Annotated in this window: 17 protein-coding genes; 6 read left to right on the plus strand and 11 right to left on the minus strand. The window is 59.7% G+C overall.

What is annotated here, in order from left to right; genetic code table 11:
• Positions 1-152 precede the first annotated feature (152 nt).
• From pdxH to A9G06_RS14210, 4 genes are read left to right on the plus strand one after another with little or no spacing between them, the layout of a single operon-like run.
• Positions 153-791 (plus strand): pyridoxamine 5'-phosphate oxidase, encoded by a 639-nt coding sequence (pdxH, locus tag A9G06_RS14195; RefSeq protein ID WP_069555642.1) that lies wholly within the window; start codon positions 153-155, stop codon positions 789-791.
• 36 nt (positions 792-827) lie between these two features.
• Complete coding sequence (locus A9G06_RS14200; RefSeq protein WP_069555643.1) at positions 828-1,442, plus strand: glutathione S-transferase family protein; 615 nt, start codon at positions 828-830, stop codon at positions 1,440-1,442.
• Positions 1,442-3,082, plus strand: coding sequence for a GNAT family N-acetyltransferase (locus A9G06_RS14205; protein WP_069555644.1), 1,641 nt, complete (start codon positions 1,442-1,444; stop codon positions 3,080-3,082). The genes A9G06_RS14200 and A9G06_RS14205 overlap by 1 nt, the downstream gene beginning before the upstream one ends.
• 6 nt (positions 3,083-3,088) lie before the next feature.
• Positions 3,089-3,628 (plus strand): GNAT family N-acetyltransferase, encoded by a 540-nt coding sequence (locus A9G06_RS14210; RefSeq protein WP_069555645.1) that lies wholly within the window; start codon positions 3,089-3,091, stop codon positions 3,626-3,628.
• A 96-nt stretch (positions 3,629-3,724) separates the two neighbouring features.
• Here A9G06_RS14210 and A9G06_RS14215 read toward each other — a convergent pair whose 3' ends face one another.
• The 11 genes from A9G06_RS14215 to A9G06_RS14265 all read right to left on the minus strand — a co-directional run bounded on the left by A9G06_RS14215 (position 3,725) and on the right by A9G06_RS14265 (position 15,878).
• Positions 3,725-4,138 (minus strand): hypothetical protein, encoded by a 414-nt coding sequence (locus A9G06_RS14215; protein WP_069555646.1) that lies wholly within the window; start codon positions 4,136-4,138, stop codon positions 3,725-3,727.
• A gap of 183 nt (positions 4,139-4,321) precedes the next feature.
• Positions 4,322-5,452, minus strand: a complete 1,131-nt coding sequence (locus tag A9G06_RS14220; RefSeq protein ID WP_069555647.1) for a cupin domain-containing protein — start codon at positions 5,450-5,452, stop codon at positions 4,322-4,324.
• Positions 5,453-5,591: 139 nt separating this feature from the next.
• Complete coding sequence (gene purB / locus A9G06_RS14225) at positions 5,592-6,962, minus strand: adenylosuccinate lyase (RefSeq protein WP_005334624.1); 1,371 nt, start codon at positions 6,960-6,962, stop codon at positions 5,592-5,594.
• A 121-nt stretch (positions 6,963-7,083) separates the two neighbouring features.
• The gene (gene hflD, locus A9G06_RS14230) at positions 7,084-7,698 is read right to left on the minus strand and encodes a high frequency lysogenization protein HflD (protein ID WP_069528207.1); all 615 of its coding nucleotides are present in this window, start codon (positions 7,696-7,698) and stop codon (positions 7,084-7,086) included.
• 212 nt (positions 7,699-7,910) lie between these two features.
• On the minus strand, positions 7,911-9,017 hold the full coding sequence (gene mnmA / locus A9G06_RS14235; protein ID WP_005353619.1) for a tRNA 2-thiouridine(34) synthase MnmA: 1,107 nt from the start codon (positions 9,015-9,017) through the stop codon (positions 7,911-7,913).
• Positions 9,018-9,174: 157 nt separating this feature from the next.
• Positions 9,175-9,666 carry an NUDIX hydrolase gene (locus A9G06_RS14240; protein WP_069555648.1) on the minus strand — a complete coding sequence of 164 codons (492 nt, stop codon included), beginning with the start codon at positions 9,664-9,666 and terminating at the stop codon, positions 9,175-9,177.
• Positions 9,666-10,580 (minus strand): 23S rRNA pseudouridine(2457) synthase RluE, encoded by a 915-nt coding sequence (gene rluE / locus A9G06_RS14245; protein ID WP_069555649.1) that lies wholly within the window; start codon positions 10,578-10,580, stop codon positions 9,666-9,668. The genes A9G06_RS14240 and rluE overlap by 1 nt, the downstream gene beginning before the upstream one ends.
• 104 nt (positions 10,581-10,684) lie before the next feature.
• Positions 10,685-11,452 carry a PTS sugar transporter subunit IIA gene (locus A9G06_RS14250; protein ID WP_069555650.1) on the minus strand — a complete coding sequence of 256 codons (768 nt, stop codon included), beginning with the start codon at positions 11,450-11,452 and terminating at the stop codon, positions 10,685-10,687.
• Complete coding sequence (locus A9G06_RS14255) at positions 11,452-11,757, minus strand: PTS fructose transporter subunit IIB (protein WP_005334611.1); 306 nt, start codon at positions 11,755-11,757, stop codon at positions 11,452-11,454. The genes A9G06_RS14250 and A9G06_RS14255 overlap by 1 nt, the downstream gene beginning before the upstream one ends.
• 219 nt (positions 11,758-11,976) lie before the next feature.
• Positions 11,977-13,383 (minus strand): hexose-6-phosphate:phosphate antiporter, encoded by a 1,407-nt coding sequence (gene uhpT / locus A9G06_RS14260; protein WP_005353611.1) that lies wholly within the window; start codon positions 13,381-13,383, stop codon positions 11,977-11,979.
• Positions 13,384-13,970: 587 nt separating this feature from the next.
• Positions 13,971-15,878, minus strand: coding sequence for a fructose-specific PTS transporter subunit EIIC (locus tag A9G06_RS14265; protein ID WP_069555651.1), 1,908 nt, complete (start codon positions 15,876-15,878; stop codon positions 13,971-13,973).
• A gap of 758 nt (positions 15,879-16,636) precedes the next feature.
• Between A9G06_RS14265 and A9G06_RS14270 the strand changes: the two genes are divergently transcribed.
• Positions 16,637-17,140, plus strand: a complete 504-nt coding sequence (locus A9G06_RS14270) for a NifB/NifX family molybdenum-iron cluster-binding protein (protein WP_005353606.1) — start codon at positions 16,637-16,639, stop codon at positions 17,138-17,140.
• A gap of 35 nt (positions 17,141-17,175) precedes the next feature.
• Positions 17,176-18,162 carry an SLAC1 anion channel family protein gene (locus tag A9G06_RS14275; RefSeq protein WP_069555652.1) on the plus strand — a complete coding sequence of 329 codons (987 nt, stop codon included), beginning with the start codon at positions 17,176-17,178 and terminating at the stop codon, positions 18,160-18,162.
• The last annotated feature ends 4 nt before the right edge of the window (positions 18,163-18,166 follow it).

The following is an 18,166-nucleotide window of genomic DNA, read 5'->3' on the forward strand; positions in this document are numbered from 1 at the left end:
TTCCTATCTTGGGTAAATTGATTAACCAAGCGAAGAGGCGTGAGCCTCTTCGCTTTTTTGTATGGTTTACAAGGTCGCTTTATCGAGCGCACAATGCCTGCGTCACTCTCTTGATGGTCGTGGAACCATTATTTATTTGAAGGAAAATCAAGATGATGGATGTTGCTGATCTGCGCCGTGAGTATACCCGTGGCGGGCTGCACCGGGCCGATCTGCCGGCCGAGCCGCTGGCGCTGTTCGAGAAGTGGTTGGCGCAGGCCTGTGAGGCCAAACTGACCGATCCTACCGCCATGGTGGTAGCGACGGTGGATGCCGATGGTCAGCCCTGGCAGCGCACTGTGCTGCTCAAGCATTACGACGCCCTGGGGATGGTCTTTTACACCAACATGGGTAGCCGCAAGGCGCAGCAGCTGGAAGGCAATCCTCGAATCAGCCTGCTCTTCCCCTGGCACACGCTGGACAGACAGGTTCATGTGACCGGTCGGGTGGAGAAGATGAGCACCTTCGAGGTGATGAAGTATTTCCACAGCCGTCCCAAGGACAGCCAGATCGCTGCTTGGGTCTCCAAACAGTCGACCCGCATCTCGGCCCGCGGCGTGCTGGAGGCCAAGTTCCTCGAGCTCAAGCAGAAGTTTGCCAATGGCGAAGTGCCGCTGCCGAGCTTCTGGGGCGGATTCCGGGTGGTGATCGAGACGGTGGAGTTCTGGCAGGGGGGCGAGCACCGGCTGCACGACCGCTTCTACTACACCCGCGACGGGGATGGCTGGCATATCGAGCGTCTGGCTCCCTGAGCGCGCTATTCGAATCTGTTTTCACAAGGAGTGTGTATGCGTCTGTATGGTGATCTGCGTTCCGGCAACTGTTACAAGGTGTGGCTGCTAGCCCGCTGGCTGAAGCTGCCCCTTGAGTGGGTTGAGGTGGATATTCAGGCGGGGGATACCCGTACCCCCGCATTTCTGGCCATAAACCCCAACGGCAAGATCCCGGTGCTGGAGATTGGCCAGGGCGAGACGCTGGCGGAATCCAACGCCATCCTCTTCTATCTGGGGCAAGGCAGTACCTTGTGGCCAACCGATCTGCGCCAGCAGGCCGAGGTGCTCAAATGGATGTTCTTTGAGCAGTACAGCCATGAGCCCTACATCGCGGTGGCCCGCTTTATCGTTCACTATCTCGGCCGACCCGAGTCGCAGGAGGCGCGGCTCGACGGGCTGAAAGCCGGTGGCGAGAAGGCGCTGGCGGTAATGGAGCAGCAGCTGAAACAGAGCCCCTACCTGTGCGGTGATGCGCCGACCATCGCCGATATCGCCCTTTATGCCTACACCCATGTGGCAGAGGAGGGGATCTTCTCTCTGCAGGGGTGGCCCGCTATCCGTAGCTGGATCGCCCGTATCGAAGCCCATCCCCGCCATCTGACGCTGCCAGCGGCCTGTCAGGCCAGCTGATGGAATTGCTGATCGAGGCCAGTCTGTGGCAACCGCAGTGGGCTGCGCTGTTGCTGCACTGGCAGCAGCAGGGTCATCGCTGGCAGCTGCTGCTCGGCAAAGAGGCGGCGGCCGCCCTCGATCAAACCGATGCTCCCTGGGCGAGCAGCCCTCCTGACGGGGTGCTCTGCCCGGGGGCCCTGCTGGCTGCTTGGCTCGATGGGGATCTGCTGGCGGATTTTCATGTTGATCCCAGCCGCCAGGTTCTGATCAGCGCCTCTACTTCCCTATTGACCCTCGCCAGGGAGCAGGGACTGCTCACCCTTGGCCCTGTGGGGGCCGATTTGCCGCTCACCCCCGAGGCCGATTTGGGCGCCGTGCTCAATCGCCTGCTGGCGCGCCGCGTGACGGTGCCGACCCTGGCTGAGGGGCATTCGCTATCAGGTGTCGTATTGCGACCACTGCAGGCCGACGATGAGCGCGAGATAGTGCGCTACTGCAGCGACGAGGCGCTGGCCCGCTACACCCTCAATATTCCTCACCCCTATCCGCCAGAGGGGGCCCGCGACTGGCTGGCGCTCAGCTGGCGCAAGGCGGCGCTTGGCCTTGGCTGGAGCTGGGCCATCACCTTGCCAGAGGAGCAAGGTGCGGCGTTGCTTGGGGTGATCTCCCTGCACTGGAATGGCGAGCTCGCCTGGTGGGTGGGCGTGCCCTGGCAAAATCGCGGTCTGGCGACCTGGGCCGCCAGCTTGGTCAAGGGGTTCGCCTTTGACCAACTGCAACTGCCTGCGCTGACGGCTCGCCATATGCCAGACAATTTAGCCTCCGGCCGGGTGATGGCAAAAGTGGGGATGCACTATCGCGGGCGGCGCCATATCAGCGGTCGCCAGCCGTGTGAGGTGAGCTACTGGCGGCTGGATCGAGCTCCCTCCTTACCCGATCCCTTGCCCGAGGAAATTTCCCGCTGGCTGGCAGATGAGCGGATCGCCGTGGTGGTCCTGCGCGATCCTGTAACGTTGGATCGGCAGAGTGCCAACGGCAAGCTGGCCATCTCGCTCTTTGTGGATGAGAGGGTTGCGGGGGAGGTGCCTTGCTCTCTGCTCTGGCCGCCGCATCTTGAGAGGTTGCTGGCGCTGCACTGTTACCCCGTCGATCTGCTGGAGCAGGCCGAACCGGAGCAGTTGTCCCATCTTGGCGGCGTCTTGCTGAAAGACAGGGATGAACAGGGGTTGGCGTGGTTGCTGCAACTGGCCGCGCTGCAGCATCAGGGGCCCGATCTGCTCAGCCGCGAGGAGCGCGCATCACGGCGCCACTGGTTCAACCAATTGATGGCGCAGGCGCTGGGCGGCAACGGTGACTCGTCGCAGATACGCTATCAGCAGTTACGGCTGCTGGTGGAGCTGCCGGAGCTGGTCGACGAGCTGGATGGCTGTTGGCATCAAACGCCTGAACTGACCTTTGAGCGGTTGGCGCGGGAGGCTCCCGCCCTCTGGCTGGCCTACCGCGAGGCGATGAACAGGGTCACCCCGGCGATACTAACCGCCTTGCAGCTGCAGTTTGCCGCTCGTTTTCCTGAGTGCACCCTCCCATTTTTGGACAAAGGTACTCAGAATGACCAGCCGTTGTGTGGAATAATGCCCGCTCTGCTGTACGAGGAGTAATACCTGATGTTGAGAACCGAGCGCCCCGGTGACATGCTGCCGGTTTATGAGCTGCTGAGTGCTGCCTTCGGTCGTGCCGATGAGGCCGAACTGGTCAACCGCCTGCGCGAATGTGGTGCTGCCGTGGTGACCATGGTCGAAGAGGAAGAGTACGAGTTCATGGGGCACCTGATGCTAAGCCCGATCACCATTAACGGCATGGAAGGGCCCTGGCTCGGTCTGGCGCCGGTCGCGGTTCATCCCGACTGGCAAGGTCAGGGGATTGGCTCTGATCTCATCCGTGAAGGGCTTGATACGGCGCTTGAGATGGACTGGAAAGGGGTGGTGGTACTCGGGGATCCGGCCTATTACAGCCGTTTCGGTTTCCGCCCGGCTAGCGAGTTTGGCCTGCACTGCATCTATGAGGTGCCTGCCGACTGCTTTATGGCGATGGAGCTGCAGGAGCGCGGTTTTGCGGGTGTGCAGGGTGAGGTGCTCTATCACCCGCTGTTTGATGAACTTCCCGACGAGCTGCCGGATGCGCAGGCAGAAGCGTCCCATTTCTAGCGAGACGTTGCAGCGACAAGCTATAACGAAAGAGCCCTCATCGAGGGCTTTTTCAGTTTATATCAGTCCCTGCCGGGCTTATTCGAGCAAATAGGCTCAGGCAATGATATCGAGCTGGATGCCCTTGCGATTATCTTCGCCCACCATGTCACCCATCTGCTGGGCGAGCGGGCTCTGCTGGAATTGCATGTAGTCGCTCAGATTCTGCTGGCGCTGGTAGCGATTCGCAGCCTGATACATATCAGCCGTGCTCGGGCCCGACTTGCTGTCGCTCTCCTGACCGCTAGCCTCCAGGTAGCGCTCCACCACGGCTTTATCTTGCTGGTTAGCCGTATAAGAGACCGCCAGGGTTCTGCGAGCCGTTGCTTTCTCTTCGCTCTGTGCCTGCACTTCATCCTTCTTGGTCAGTGCTTCGTTACGGGCCTGACTGACCTGCTCGGGTGTGACAGCGGGAGAGGAGGGGTATTTGCCGTAATCAGGCAGCGGCATGGGCCGGGAGGTGATTTGCATGGTGGCGCTTCTCTTGTGAACAGGGACGGACGCATGATACCCATCCATGTTAGCTCAATAAATCACCACCTGTCGGTTCATCAAGAGTGGGTTCAGCTTCGCGCATCGATTGTTAATTGAACCGCCTCGGAGTGACAAAAAAGGCGCCATAAGGCGCCTTTTTATCGTTCCGTCATCGCAGGATCAGTTGAAGAACCAGTACCCGCGGTTGACCAGTCGGGTCAGCAGTTGCAGGAAACCGGCCTGATCGGCCAGCTCCACCATGTCGGCCTGAGTGATGATGTCCTTGTCGCACAGCAGGGAAATGGCGGCCGCATCTTCGCTCTGCAGAGTCCAGGCTTCGCCATCGATATAGCACTGCTGGCTTTCGCCGCTGAACCAGACGGTGCGCAGGCCCGGCACCTTGATGGCGGGCTCACCCTGGGTCAGCAGGTCGGCTACCTCCTCGGCACTGTAGTCCGGCTCGACCGGATTGACGTCCAGATCGTGCTTGGCCTCGGAGATCATGGTGCCGAACCACTCCTTGAACAGGGTCTCGTCATCGAGGGCCTGTTGCATCAGCTCGCGCAGACGGTGCAGCTCGTGGGGCTGGATCTCGCCGTGGCGGGCGCGGGGCTTGAGATCGGCATCGCCGTAACGCTCAGTACGCACCTCGTTGTCGATCAGGTGATCGGCAAAGGAGGAGATAAGCGCCTTGGCATCCGGTGCGCGGAAGCCTACCGAGAAGTTCATGGAGGGCTCGATGGCGTAGCCTTCGTGGGGGAATCCGGGCGGAATGTAGAGGATGTCGCCCGGCTCCATGATGACGTCGATGATCGCCTCGAACGGCTCGCAGTGCAGCAGGGCGGCATGGGCGGCAAACTCGTTGAGCGGCTTGGCATCGCCAACCCGCCAGTGACGCTTGCCGATACCCTGGGTGATGAACACGTCGTAGTTGTCGATGTGGGGGCCGACACCCGCGTGAGGGGTGGAGAAGCTCACCATCACATCGTCAAAGCGCCAGCCCGGTATGAACTGGAACGGCACCGCCAGCTCGTTCACTTCGGGAGCCCAGTGGTTGCAAGCCTGTACCAGAATGGTCCAGTTCTCTTCGCCCAGATGGTCGTAGGATTCGAAGGGGCCGTGGGCGGCATCCCACTTGCCGTCGAAACGGGTGACGAGGCGGGACTCTACCACCTCTTCCATGGCCAGACCTGCCAGCTCGTCCGGGCTGATGGGATCCTGAAAGTCGGTGAAGCCGCCCTTGATAAGGAGCGGGCGCTTCTGCCAGTAATGCTCGAGGAAGTGAGCGATATCCAGATTGAGTTCGTACATGCTGTTTCTCGTGTCTCGCAAAGAGGTTTTGCCCGAGGCGGGCTTGGGAAAAGCCACTCGGGATCCTGCCGTGGCAGGGAAAATAACAGGGGCCCTGTGGCGTATCGTGCACAGGGCCCCTTCGTCAGTAGCGGTTGGCTTACTTCAGCAGATCAACCAGACGCTGGGCGTCACCGATGTAGTTGGCCGGGGTCAGCTTCTTCAGCTCAACCTTGACCGCTTCCGGCAACTCCAAGGTGTCGATAAAGGTACGCATCCCTTCGGCATCGACGCGGCGACCACGGGTCAGCTCCTTGAGCTTCTCGTAAGGCTTCTCGATACCGTAGCGGCGCATCACGGTCTGGATCGGCTCGGCCAGCACTTCCCAGTTGGCATCCAGATCGGCAGCCATGGCTGCGTCGTTGGCTTCCAGCTTGGAGATGCCCTTCAGGGTCGCCTGATAGGCAATCAGGGAGTAACCCACAGCCACACCCAGATTGCGCAGTACGGTCGAGTCGGTCAGATCTCGCTGCCAGCGGGAGATGGGCAGCTTGCTCGCCAGATGCTGGAACACGGCGTTGGCCAGACCCAGATTGCCTTCGGAGTTCTCGAAGTCGATGGGGTTGACCTTGTGCGGCATGGTGGAGGAGCCGATTTCACCGGCGATGGTGCGCTGCTTGAAGTGGCCCAGTGAAATGTAACCCCACACATCGCGGTCGAAGTCGATCAGGATGGTGTTGAAGCGGGCCATGGCGTCGAACAGCTCGGCGATGTAGTCGTGCGGCTCGATCTGGGTGGTGTAGGGGTTCCAGGTCAGACCCAGGGAGGTAACAAACTCCTCGGAGAACTGGTGCCAGTCCACATCCGGGTAGGCGCTGAGGTGGGCGTTGTAGTTGCCGACAGCACCGTTGATCTTGCCGAGGATCTCCACCGCCATGATCTGCTTGAACTGGCGCTCCAGACGGTAGGCGACGTTGGCCATCTCCTTGCCCATGGTGCTCGGGGTGGCCGGCTGGCCGTGGGTACGGGAGAGCAGCGGCATGTCACGATACTCGTGAGCCAGACGCTTGAGCTCGCTGATCAGCTTTTCGCAATAAGGCTTGATGACCTCTTCGCGGGCAGTTTTCAGCATCAGACCGTGGGAGTTGTTGTTGATGTCTTCCGAGGTGCAGGCGAAGTGGATGAACTCGCTGACAGCCGCCAGCTCCGGGTTCACTTCGACTTTCTCTTTGAGGAAGTACTCCACCGCTTTCACATCATGGTTGGTGGTGCGCTCGATCTGTTTGATGCGGGCGGCGTCGCTCTCGTTGAAGTTGCTGACGATGCCATCGAGCAGGGCGTTGGCGGCCGCGCTCAGGGCAGGGACTTCCGGGATCCCGGCGTGGCTGGCCAGTTTTTGCAACCAGCGCACCTCGACTTCGACGCGAAAACGCAGCAGGCCGAATTCGGAGAAGATAGGGCGCAGGGCATCGGCCTTGTCGCCATAACGACCGTCAATCGGGGAAACAGCAGTCAGCGCGGACAGCTCCATGGGGTGAACTCCTGATGATTGGTGTGGGGGATCCGTATTCACTTGCGCGCCGGTCGGGGTGTATCAAGGCTGATGTGCGGCTGTTCACCTTGTCCTCCTCTGCCTGCGCGCAAGCCGATGATTAGTAACGTTTGGCCAGTTCCACCATCTTCTTGCGAGCGAAGATGATCTGGGTGCGGCTGCCACCGAGCTGGCGCCACAGCACCACGGCGCGGATGCCTGCCAGCAGCAGGGCGCGCACCTTGTGCTGCACCAGCGGCTGCTGCAGGAACAGCGGGGTGCCTGCCACCTGAATGCGCGGCCCGATGGGGCTGATAAGATCGCTGTAGATGCTCGCCATGTTGGCCAGGATCTGCTCGTCGAGCAGATCGAAGTGCTGTTGCTGGCGACCAATCTGGCTGATCCGCTCACCCAGCATATTGAGAATGTCCTTGCGCTTGGCCAGCTTGCGCTCAAGTGCAATCAGGCTCACCACATAGCGGGTCAGCTCGGCATTCTTCTGGCTGCCGTCGGCACCCAGCTGTTCGACCAGCGCACGGTAGCCGTCGCGAATGGCCAGATGGGTGTTGTTGAACACCTCGAGCGGCTGGCTCGGATTGGTCACCAGAATGCTGGAGAGGCTCTCGCGCAGGGCGGCCTCGTCACAGCTGCCGTCTCGGGCCACCTTCTGCACCAGATACGCGGCCTGGCAGATGCCGGCAAAGGCCATGGTTCTGTCTTGGAATTTATCGCTCATATCTTCACAGCCCTGTTCTGTTCATTCACCGGCCGATGCCATGATCCGGCCTGGACGTTGCCAATCATGTATCGCTGCCTTGTGCTGTTTTTTCTTTGTCCCCTCTCCCTCAGGGAGAGGGTCAGAGTGAGGGTGGTTACCCCCTCATCCCCAACCCTTCTCCCGCGAGGGGAGAAGGGAGTACAGCGCGGACGCTCTTGAGCGCCCAGCCCTTAGACCGGATGGCTGAAACGTTGTTCGATGATGCCGCCGCCCAGACACACTTCCCCGTCGTAGAAGACGGCGGACTGGCCCGGGGTCACCGCAGCCTGTTTTTCGTCGAAGATGACCCGGATGGTCTCATCGTCGATGGGCTGGATCAGGCAGGGGATATCCTGCTGACGGTAGCGGGTCTTGACGGTGCAGCGACGCGGCTCGCGAATGGGGGTGCGATCCACCCAGTGCAATTGGCTGGCAATCAGGCCATCGGAGTAGAGGCGAGGATGTTCGCCCTGCGCCACCACCAGCACGTTGCGCTCGACCTCTTTGTCGACCACATACCAGGCCTCTTCGGTGGCATCTTTGCGACCACCGATGCCGAGCCCCTTGCGCTGGCCTAGGGTGTGATACATCAGCCCCTGATGCTCGCCGATCACCTTGCCATCCACGGTCTCGATTTTGCCGGGCTGGGCGGGCAGGAACTTGGCCAGGAAGTCCTTGAACTTGCGCTCGCCGATAAAGCAGATGCCGGTGGAGTCTTTCTTCTTGGCGGTGATGAGATCCAGCTGTTCGGCGATGCGGCGCACCTCCGGCTTCTCCAGATCGCCAACCGGGAACAGGCTCTGACCCACTTGCTTCTCGCTCAGGGTGTAGAGGAAGTAGCTCTGATCCTTGTTGGTATCGAGACCGCGCAGCAGGCGCGGGCGGCCGGTGCTGTCGTCACGGCGCACATAGTGGCCGGTGGCGATGTAGGTGGCACCCAGCTCTTCGGCGGCAAATTCGAGGAACGCCTTGAACTTGATCTCCTTGTTGCAAAGGATATCCGGGTTCGGCGTGCGGCCAGCCTTGTACTCTTCGAGGAAGTGCTCGAACACGTTGTCCCAGTACTCGGCCGCGAAGTTGATGGTGTGGAGTTTCATCCCCAGCTTGTCGCAGACGGCCTTGGCATCAGCCAAATCCTGGGCGGCAGAGCAGTACTCGTCCGTGTCGTCTTCTTCCCAGTTCTTCATGAACAAGCCTTCGACCTGATAGCCCTGCTGCTGGAGCAGGTAGGCCGAGACGGAAGAATCCACGCCGCCGGACATGCCGACGATCACCTTGATTTGGCTGTTGTCTGTCATTAGTCGAAGTTACCAGTTCGTTTAAACGGGGCGTATTCTACCAGAGTTTTGCGCCCCCGGTCACATATCCATGCCGCAGTTCCTATCAGGAGCCTGATAGCAGGAAATCGTTTTTCTGTTGTTGGCCTTTGTCACCGAAAAAGAGTGTCAAATGGCCTTAGATAAAGGCCTTGAGCGCCGACAGCGGCAGGCGGGTACCCGCCAGATAATCCTGAATGCACTGCCACACCAGCGGGCTTCTCAGGGCCGGTTTGCATTCCGCTATTTCTTCCAGCGTAAGCCAGTGGCAAGCCAGCACATCGCCGTCAGGATCCTCTGGATGGTGCTGACCGGGCGCTTTTTCAAGGTCGAAGATGATGGCGGTGCGTACATAGGTGGCTTCGCTGTCGGCCGGTTTGAACAGATAGGTACCAAGCCAGGCGGTCGGCGTGGCGGTCAGACCCGTCTCCTCTTTCAGCTCGCGGCAGGCCGCTTCCAGCAGGTTTTCTCCCGGCTCCACATGGCCAGCGGGCTGGTTGAAACGGCGCTGGCCTTTTATCTCCTCTTCTACCACCAGAAAACGGCCTTGCCACTGCACCACTGCAGCGACCGTCAGGCGCGCCTCCATGCGGGCATAGCTGGTGGTCGATTGCTCTGCCTGATTGCTCATCATGACTCCTTGTCGCTGCTATTGGGATTGACTGCGCGGGCTGGTCTACGGGCCGTACCGCGCCCGCTGCTGCGGGGTTTGCCGCTGGTCGGGTTCGTGGCTGCTCGCTCGGTTGGGTGAGTGCTGCGGGGGGGCTCGTCACGTCCCGGCTGGCTGGCCCGCCGTGGCACATCCCCTGCCGGTTTGGCGGTATGAGCGCCTGAATGGGATGAGGAGGGACGCGGGCGGCTGCTGGAGCTCGGCGCCAGCTCGGGGGCGGGCAGGGCGCGGCTCTCGCCGGGGGCCAATCCATCTAACGTCCAGTCACCGATGGCATAGCGAATAAGGCGCAGGGTGGGGTGGCCGATATGGGCGGTCATTCGCCGCACCTGCCTGTTGCGCCCCTCCACTATCTTGATCTCCAGCCAGCAGGTGGGGATCTCCTTGCGCTCGCGAATGGGGGGATTGCGCGGCCACACCGCAGGCTCATCCATGATGCGCGCCCCGGCGGGCAGAGTCATGCCGTCGTTGAGCTCGACTCCGGCGCGCAGGGCAGCCAGTTGCTCCTCGCTGGGGATCCCTTCCACCTGCACCCAGTAGGTCTTGGGGGTCTTCTCCCCCGGCTGGGTGAGGCGTGCCTGCAGCTTGCCATCGTTGGTGAGCAGCAGCAGCCCCTCGCTGTCGCGATCGAGCCGCCCTGCGGCGTAGATGCCGGGCTCTTTGATGTAATCCTTGAGGGTCTCGCGGCCCGCCTCGTCGGTGAACTGGCAGAGCACCATATAGGGCTTGTTCAGCAGGAGCAATTTGCGATCCGCCGGGGCCAGCTCCGGTTTGCGGGGGGATGCATGGCGGGGTGCGGTTGGTTTGGCCGCCGTGCGCGGGGCGTTATCGCGCGGCGCACGGCTGACAGAGAGACGGGAGCGGGGAGATTTCATCGGATACACACTTCAAACAGACGATGGCAGCGAGTGTACCACAGGGTGCTGAGGGCTGGATGAATGGCTGGCGTTACAACAAGTAGCGCCCAGAGCCAATTCGCCTAGCTCAGCAGGCTCTCGATGACGATAGCCTGACGGGCGGGGGCCGAGCCCGCCAACAGCAGGGCGTGGCTGACCACATCGTCGATCATCGCCTGCGCCAGTCGGGTGAGGGGGCGCAGGGTCTCCCGTCCGCTACCAACCGGCACCGCCAGCAGAATAATGGTCTGCACCGGCCCGATTTGAGAGCCCCACTCAATGGGCTCCTTGCAATTGAGCAGGGTCAGCGCTGGCTGGCTGATCCCTTCGTTCAATACATGAGGCATGGCAAGGCCGGGGCGGATGATGGTGGCCGAGACCTGCTCGCGCCGACTGATCGCCTCCTCCAGCGCGGCTCTGTTGCTGACCAGCTCGGCGGGCAGCAGATCGATCAGATGCTCGAGTGCTTCGGCTTTTGTCTGCGGTTCGGGGCTGTGGGCCAGCTGGCGCAGGGCAAAATGGTAGTCGGGCAGGGCATTTGCCAGTCGCAACTCCGCCAGTGCGGCGGTGCGCGAGCGCACCAGCGGTTGACCCAGTTCCCCGCACCAGCAGGTGAAGGCCATGTGGGCGAGCTCGGCATCGCACCCTTCGATCTGCAACTGGCAGAGATCGCCGGGCTGGGTGGCGAGGGTCAACAGGGAGAGCTGGTTGCTGGCGGCAACGGTCTGGCGCCGGGTGAGGTTGGCGCAGCGGATGGTGGATTTGAACATCCCCGCCAGCCGGTTCAACTGCTTGGCCTGGGTGATGCTCAACCCCTGCTGGCAGTAGAAGGTGATTTCGCGGGTCAGCATCAGGCCGGGATCGGCAGGGCCTTGAGTACGGCGTTGGCATCCAGCAACACAGTTTCCAGTCTCACCTGATGGATGGTGCAGCCGAGGAAGCGCTCTTTCTGCTCAATCTCAATATCGGAGGCAATCAGCACCAGGTCGGCGCTGGCAATATCGCGGGCGGTCAGCATGTTCTCCATGCCCATGGCGCCCTGAGTTTCGACCTTGATCTTGAGTCCCAGCCCTGTGGCGGCTTTTTGCAGGGCATCGGCAGCCATATAGGTATGGGCGATACCGGTCGGGCAAGCGGTGACGGCGACGATCTTCATCTGCTCTCTGTGATGCTGACAAGGGGGAGCAACAAGATAGCGCCAGCGGGGGGCTTTTACCAAAAGCGCATATGAAAAGTGGGATCTTGATGGGGATATGCCTGCCCCTTGAACGGCAGTGCAGGCTCATGCCGGGCCAGTCGGGTATCTGGTTGCTCTAAACAACAAGGGCCACCACTGTGGGTGGCCCTGAACAATCTGCGTCTGTTGTTATGGCTATCAGGCGGTCTGGGCGGCCAGTTCGGCGGCTTTCAGCTCGCGCTTGATGCGGCGGATCTTGCGCTCTTCGGCGACCGCGACACAGCCCATCAGCACCAGACAGGCGGCGGCTGCGATATCCAGCGCGGCGAAGGTGCCGGTCCAGCCGGTCAGACCGAAGATGGGGGTGCCATCGGCGATCATGCCCAGACCCAGTTTGGCGAAGCTGTCACCGATGAGGTAGGCAAAGGTGCCCTTGACGCCATCGGCCACGCTGATGCCCTGCTTGGGTACGAAGCCCACGGCGGCAACGCCGATCAGCAACTGCGGACCAAACACCAGGAAGCCCAGGGTGAACAGGGAGCCCAGGAACATAAACTGGGTAGTTGCATGCTGGTAGAGACCCAGGGTGGCGATGATCAGCGCCAGTGCCACGCAGGCCACCAGACCTCGACGGCCATTGGCCAGATCGGAGAGGTAACCCCACATCAGGGTGCCGACCAGAGCGCCCACCTCGAAGAAGGTAAAGCCCTGAATAGCGACGTCTTTGGAGAAGCCCAGCTCCTGGTGGGCATAGACGGTGGACCACTGGTCGATACCGATACGCACCACGTAGAGGAAGATGTTGGCAAAGCAGAGCAGCCAGATCACCTTGTTGAGCAGCACATACTTCACGAAGATCTGCCACTTGGTCAGCTGCTGCTCTTCGGTGGCGATATCCTCTTCGCTCGCCACTTCGTCAAACAGCTCTTCCACCTTGCCAAGGCCATAGGCTTCCGGCGAATCGCTACCAAAGCGCAGGCCGATAAAACCGACGATCAGCGCGATGATGGAGGGGAAGATAAACATGCCGAGCACGTTGCCATCGAACAGGTAGTTGGCACCGAACAGCGCCACACCGGCCGCACCGGCACCGCCCACGTTGTGAGAGAGGTTCCACATACCCAGATAGGTGCCGCGCTTGTTGCGAGGGGTCCACTTGGTGATGGTGGAGTAACTGCAGGAACCGCCACAGCTCTGGAAGAAACCGCTCAGGGCGTAGAAGAAGATCATGAAGTAGAGGCTGAAACCGGTGCCGCCCATGCTGGCACTGAAGCCCAGCATGCACAGCGCGGAGAGGATCAGCATCAGTGGCAGAAACTGCTTGGTGTTCTTGCCGTCGGCATAGTAGGAGACGATGGTCTTGCCCACCCCGTAGGTGATGGAGAAGCCAAGGCCGATCATGCCAAGCTCGGTCATGGAGAGACCGTACTCCTGGATCATGTCATTTTGCGCAATGTTGAAGTTCTTGCGGATCAGATACATGGTCAAATAGCCAATAAATACAACCAGATAAGATTGCATAAACGGCTTGAACCAGAGCTTGCGCCGGGCTTCGACCGGCAGGTCGAGGGTGGGGACCCGGACCTGTTGGAGCAATTTCAACATCTTCGTTCATCCTCTGCGAGATAGACGGTATTTCCGCCACGCCCCTCATTTGTAGATAGGTTGTTCGAGGTCACGCCACGGAAGGGGGAACGGAACGTCGGGGCTGTCAGCCGTTGCTGCGCTCGACGCTCCATCCATATAAACCCGGGCCCGGCACGGGATGACGGGGCACATTGCCCGTCGCGGTGCGGGTCACGACATCAGGTGAGGTGACTCTAATAAGAGGGGCAAAAAATGGCTTGAGAGCCATCCCTAGTGGGGCTAGGAAATTTTCCTAGTTTTTGCGCTTTCGCGGACAAAGCGTGAGAAACATCACACCGCTGATGCCGAATTGCTGCCATTTCAGCCAGTTTGGCGCTCTGTACGAGTGCTGGTCTGGGCTGGGGAGGTGGGATGGATTGGCCAGAAGGGATCCAGGGAAAGGTAAGGGGAGAAGTTAAGGGACAAGTGAAGGGAGAGGGCTGATTGACCACCAATTCTCAGGTGGCGATATTGGGGAAAGGCCCGCCAGCCATCCCAAAAACAAGAGGCCACCCCGTGGGGTGGCCTCTTGTCATGTTTTACGAGCCGCGATGGCGAGGGGGCACTCAGGCCGCCTTGGCCAGGGTCACCTCGTCACTCTTCTTGACCCGCAGTTTTTTCAGGGCAACCGCCACCACGCCGGTGACGATGGCACCGCAGATCATGCAGAGCAGGGCCAGCAGCGGCTTGTTGACCGCACCCAGCAGGGCCACGATGGGGCCACCGTGGGCAACGCTGTTGGTGATGCCGAACAGGAAGGCCATTACGGCGGCGGTCATGCTGCCCAGAATGTTGGCCGGGATAACGGCCAGCGGGTCACGGGCGGCGAACGGAATCGCCCCTTCGGAGATACCCACCAGACCCATGGCTCCGGCGGCTTTGCCCGCTTCGATTTCAGAAGCATCGAAGATTCCGAGCTTGCGACCGAGCACGGTCGCCAGCGACATGCCAAGGGGCGCAGCCGGGATGGCGCAGGCCATGGCACCCATAAACTGGGTCTGACCGGAGGCGATCATGCCGACCGAGAACAGGAAGGCCACCTTGTTGACCGGGCCACCCATATCAAAGCCAGCCATACCACCCAGCACGATACCCAGCAGCACCAGACTGCCACCACTCATGGAGAGCAGCATGCCGTTCAGGCCAGTCATCATGTCGGCAATCGGGGCGCCGATGATGAAGATGAATACCGCAGCGATAAAGAGCGACCCGACGATGGGGGCGATCAGGATCGGCACCAGCGGCTGCACCATCTTGTGGTACTGGCGAGTGGCAATCCAGCGCACCAGATAGCCGACCAGGAGGCCCGCGATGATGGCGCCGATAAAGCCGGTACCGGCATCCGCGCCGTAGAAGCTGCCGTTGTTGGCGATCCAGCCGCCGATAAAGCCCGGTGCCAGTGCCGGACGATCACCGATGGCATAGGCGATATAGCCCGCCAGAATGGGGATCATCAGGGTGAAGGCGGCCACGCCCACGTTGAGGATCTGGTTCCACATGCTCCCTTCCGGGATCTGCATGCCGCTCGGGGTCGGGTTGCCGCCGATGGCCAGTGCCAGCGCAATCAACAGACCGCCGGTCACCACGAACGGGATCATGTGCGATACGCCGTTCATCAGGTAGCGATAGAGATCGGAACTGCCACCCGCGCTCTTCTCTTCACCTTTTTTATCTTCTTTGCCAGCCACATAGGCGGGGGCTTTCAGTGCTTGCTCGATCAGACCCTTGCCATCCTTGATGGGGGCTTTCACGCCGGTCTTGATCAGCGGCTTGCCAGCGAAGCGGGCCATGTCCACCTGCTTGTCACAGGCGACCACGATGGCGGTGGCGCGGGCAATCTCGTCTGCGGTCGGGCTGTTCTTGACGCCGATGGAGCCGTTGGTCTCCACCTTCACCTCATAACCCAGCTCCTTGGCGGCGCGCTCCAGCGACTCGGCCGCCAGATAGGTGTGGGCGATACCAGCCGGGCAGCCGGTGACACCGATGATAAAGCCCTTGCTGGTGGTCGGGGCCGCGCTCTGCTCCTCTTTCTTGGTCAGCAGCAGCGCCAGCGCATCGGCCGGGGTTTTTGCCGCCAGCAGTTTGGCGATAAAGCCCTCTTCGATCAGCTTGCCGGAGAGCTCGGCCAGCACTTCGATATGGTGGTTGGCGCCGCCATCGGGGGAGGCGATCATAAAGAAAATGTGGGACGGCTTGCCATCTTCGGCGCCGTACTCGATGCCATTGCGGCTGATGCCGATGGCGACCGCCGGATTGCACACCGCCGCACTCTTGGCGTGGGGCAGGGCCACGCCCTCTTCAAAGCCGGTGTTACCCAGCTCTTCGCGGGCCCACAGATCCTTGATAAAGGCCTGCTCGTCGCTGACTTTGCCTTGCGACGCCAGCAGGCGGGCCATTTCGGTGAAGACCTCTTCCTTACGCGTCGCTTTCAAATCGAGGTTGATCAGATGTTCATTGATCAAGGTGGTGATCATGGCGCTCTCCCCGCTTCCGGTGACGGAAGCTATGCGTGAGTACGTATCGACGTACTGGATAAAAATGACCTGTTCATTATCGTGGCTCGCTCGCCCCCTCCCTATCGGACAAATGTGCTAATCACTGGATTTTTGTGCGCAGTAAAACGCGATGTGATGAAGATCCCGTTTTCAGGCAGGACTCGCCATTTTCAGTCAACCATCCATTTCTTCTTTAAAAACAGATAAATGTATTGATGTCAGGCTCGCCGTCAGGTTTGTAATGCGCCATATCAATAAATTAATCATCAGCAGGGTCTGGATTTATATGTGGTTAAACGGGGCCGTCTGATGTGACCCTTCTCACAAAAAGTCGCCATTTCGCCGGGCGGATTAGGATTTTTATGCGCCATTTCTCCCCCTGCCTTTTGCCCTCGCTGATAGAGGATTGGCGCGCACTGGAATGATGCTAGGGCGAGCTTTAATGAGTCCCCAAACCTCTTCGTTGGAAAAAATAGTTTGTTGCATATGCCATAAACTGAGCGTATACATGGCATATGCCAATTACGGCGGCATCATGATCAGACGCTTATCGAGCCGAATGATGCGTGACTAAACCAGTAAAAGTTGATGCGTACGGCTCTTCATCTGGTTGCTGCAAGAGGCTGGGAACATGGCCATGCCAACCGGCAAGCCTGCGGGAAGACCCTGAACAAGGGGACGAATGCAGATTGGCAAGGGGCAGGGCCGGAATATCAACAGTGATAGCAGGAGGTCAAATGACCATCATCACAGCCATTCCGATGAATGACGACCATATCGCAGGACATTTTGCCAAGGCAGAGCGCTTTGTATTCGTAGATGAACAGGGGAGCACCCTGGCAGAGATCGCCAACCCGGTGGCAGGCAACGAGTGTAAAAGTGTGTTGGCGGAGCTGCTCCAGGCGCAGGGAGCCCGTCGTATCGTGCTGAAAAATATCGGTAGCAAGATGCTTGGCAAGCTGCTGGGCAGCGGGCTTGCCGTCTATCAGGCCAGTCAGGGGCGTCTCGCTATGGCCGACATGCTGAGCAATGAGTCGGGCCATCTGACCGAGCTGACATCCGCTGAACAGGGCAGTGCATCGCGCTGCGCCGAGGGGGCTGGCCATCACGGCAAGGGAAGCCGTCAATGCGCTCCCCGTGGCCGCCTTGGCAAAGGGGGTTGCTGCAAGTCAGCCTCCGGACAACAGCAGGGTTGTCAGGGTAACCGTCAGCGCAACCACAAGAAATGTTGTGAAGAGTAAGCACAACCGTTAGGCCGAACTGGAGGGGAACGTTGATGGAAAACCTGAATCAAGAGGGTAAGCAAATCCCCTCCATAACCAAGATTGCACATATGCCTGTCACACTATTTTCAATCATCATGGGGCTGACGGGGGCGGCGATTGCCTGTCGCAAGGCATTTCCGGATCTGCTGCTGTTGCAGTCGGCAGGTTTTTTGTTCGGGGTCTTGTCATCCCTGCTACTGGCGACGTTTCTGGTGATGTATGGCTGGAAAATCCTCAGACACAATGACGAGTTCCGGCATGAGCTGAAACACCCGGTCAGGATCAATTTCTTCCCGACCATCTCAATCAGCTTGCTGCTGCAATCCGCCTACTGGGCCAGCTGGCATGATGCAGCGCTGGCCCTCTGGTCGGTGGGCGCCAGTTTGCAGCTGCTCTTCACCCTCTACATCATGAGCAACTGGATCCATCGCGACCATTTCACAATTACCCACACCAATCCGGCATGGTTTATTCCGATTGTCGGCAATATTGTGGTGCCCCTGGGGGGCGTGCCGCTTGGTTTTCACGAGATCAGCCTGTTCTTCTTCAGCATTGGCCTTATTTTCTGGTTCTCTCTGCTGACCATAGTGCTCTATCGGCTGTTCTTTCATGAGAGCCTGCCCGAGAAGCTGATGCCCACCATGTTTATTCTGCTGGCACCGCCCTCCATCGGATTTATCTCGTATAGCGAAATAGCCAGCTCCGGCGATCTGTTTGCCCATGTCATTTATTATTTTGCGCTGTTTGTATTTATCTTGCTGATGTACAACACCCTCATTTTTTTGAAACTGAAATTCTTTCTCTCTTCGTGGGCGTATTCATTTCCACTGGCGGCATTTTCCGCAGCCTCGGCCATGTTTGCCGACGCAACCGGGAATATCATTCCATATTATCTGGCCAAAACAGTGGTGTGTGCTCTGATTGTATTGATCATCTGGCTAATCAGCATGACAGTGCAGTCATTCTATAAAGGTGAGATTTTCACACCGGAGAAATAACGTG

This window comes from Aeromonas sp. DNP9, from assembly GCF_001728955.1.
GTDB lineage: Bacteria > Pseudomonadota > Gammaproteobacteria > Enterobacterales > Aeromonadaceae > Aeromonas > Aeromonas veronii.

Bases quoted from the DNA above. Each gene is read 5' to 3' on its own strand.
- A9G06_RS14255 (WP_005334611.1), bottom strand. From the start codon at position 11,757: ATGAAGATCGTCGCCGTCACCGCTTGCCCGACCGGTATCGCCCATACC.
- mnmA (WP_005353619.1), bottom strand. From the start codon at position 9,017: ATGACAGACAACAGCCAAATCAAGGTGATCGTCGGCATGTCCGGCGGC.
- pdxH (WP_069555642.1), top strand. From the start codon at position 153: ATGATGGATGTTGCTGATCTGCGCCGTGAGTATACCCGTGGCGGGCTG.
- hflD (WP_069528207.1), bottom strand. From the start codon at position 7,698: ATGAGCGATAAATTCCAAGACAGAACCATGGCCTTTGCCGGCATCTGC.
- A9G06_RS14265 (WP_069555651.1), bottom strand. From the start codon at position 15,878: ATGATCACCACCTTGATCAATGAACATCTGATCAACCTCGATTTGAAA.
- A9G06_RS14200 (WP_069555643.1), top strand. From the start codon at position 828: ATGCGTCTGTATGGTGATCTGCGTTCCGGCAACTGTTACAAGGTGTGG.
- A9G06_RS14240 (WP_069555648.1), bottom strand. From the start codon at position 9,666: ATGAGCAATCAGGCAGAGCAATCGACCACCAGCTATGCCCGCATGGAG.
- A9G06_RS14270 (WP_005353606.1), top strand. From the start codon at position 16,637: ATGACCATCATCACAGCCATTCCGATGAATGACGACCATATCGCAGGA.
- purB (WP_005334624.1), bottom strand. From the start codon at position 6,962: ATGGAGCTGTCCGCGCTGACTGCTGTTTCCCCGATTGACGGTCGTTAT.
- A9G06_RS14210 (WP_069555645.1), top strand. From the start codon at position 3,089: ATGTTGAGAACCGAGCGCCCCGGTGACATGCTGCCGGTTTATGAGCTG.
- rluE (WP_069555649.1), bottom strand. From the start codon at position 10,580: ATGAAATCTCCCCGCTCCCGTCTCTCTGTCAGCCGTGCGCCGCGCGAT.
- A9G06_RS14250 (WP_069555650.1), bottom strand. From the start codon at position 11,452: ATGCTGACCCGCGAAATCACCTTCTACTGCCAGCAGGGGTTGAGCATC.
- A9G06_RS14220 (WP_069555647.1), bottom strand. From the start codon at position 5,452: ATGTACGAACTCAATCTGGATATCGCTCACTTCCTCGAGCATTACTGG.
- uhpT (WP_005353611.1), bottom strand. From the start codon at position 13,383: ATGTTGAAATTGCTCCAACAGGTCCGGGTCCCCACCCTCGACCTGCCG.
- A9G06_RS14275 (WP_069555652.1), top strand. From the start codon at position 17,176: ATGGAAAACCTGAATCAAGAGGGTAAGCAAATCCCCTCCATAACCAAG.
- A9G06_RS14215 (WP_069555646.1), bottom strand. From the start codon at position 4,138: ATGCAAATCACCTCCCGGCCCATGCCGCTGCCTGATTACGGCAAATAC.
- A9G06_RS14205 (WP_069555644.1), top strand. From the start codon at position 1,442: ATGGAATTGCTGATCGAGGCCAGTCTGTGGCAACCGCAGTGGGCTGCG.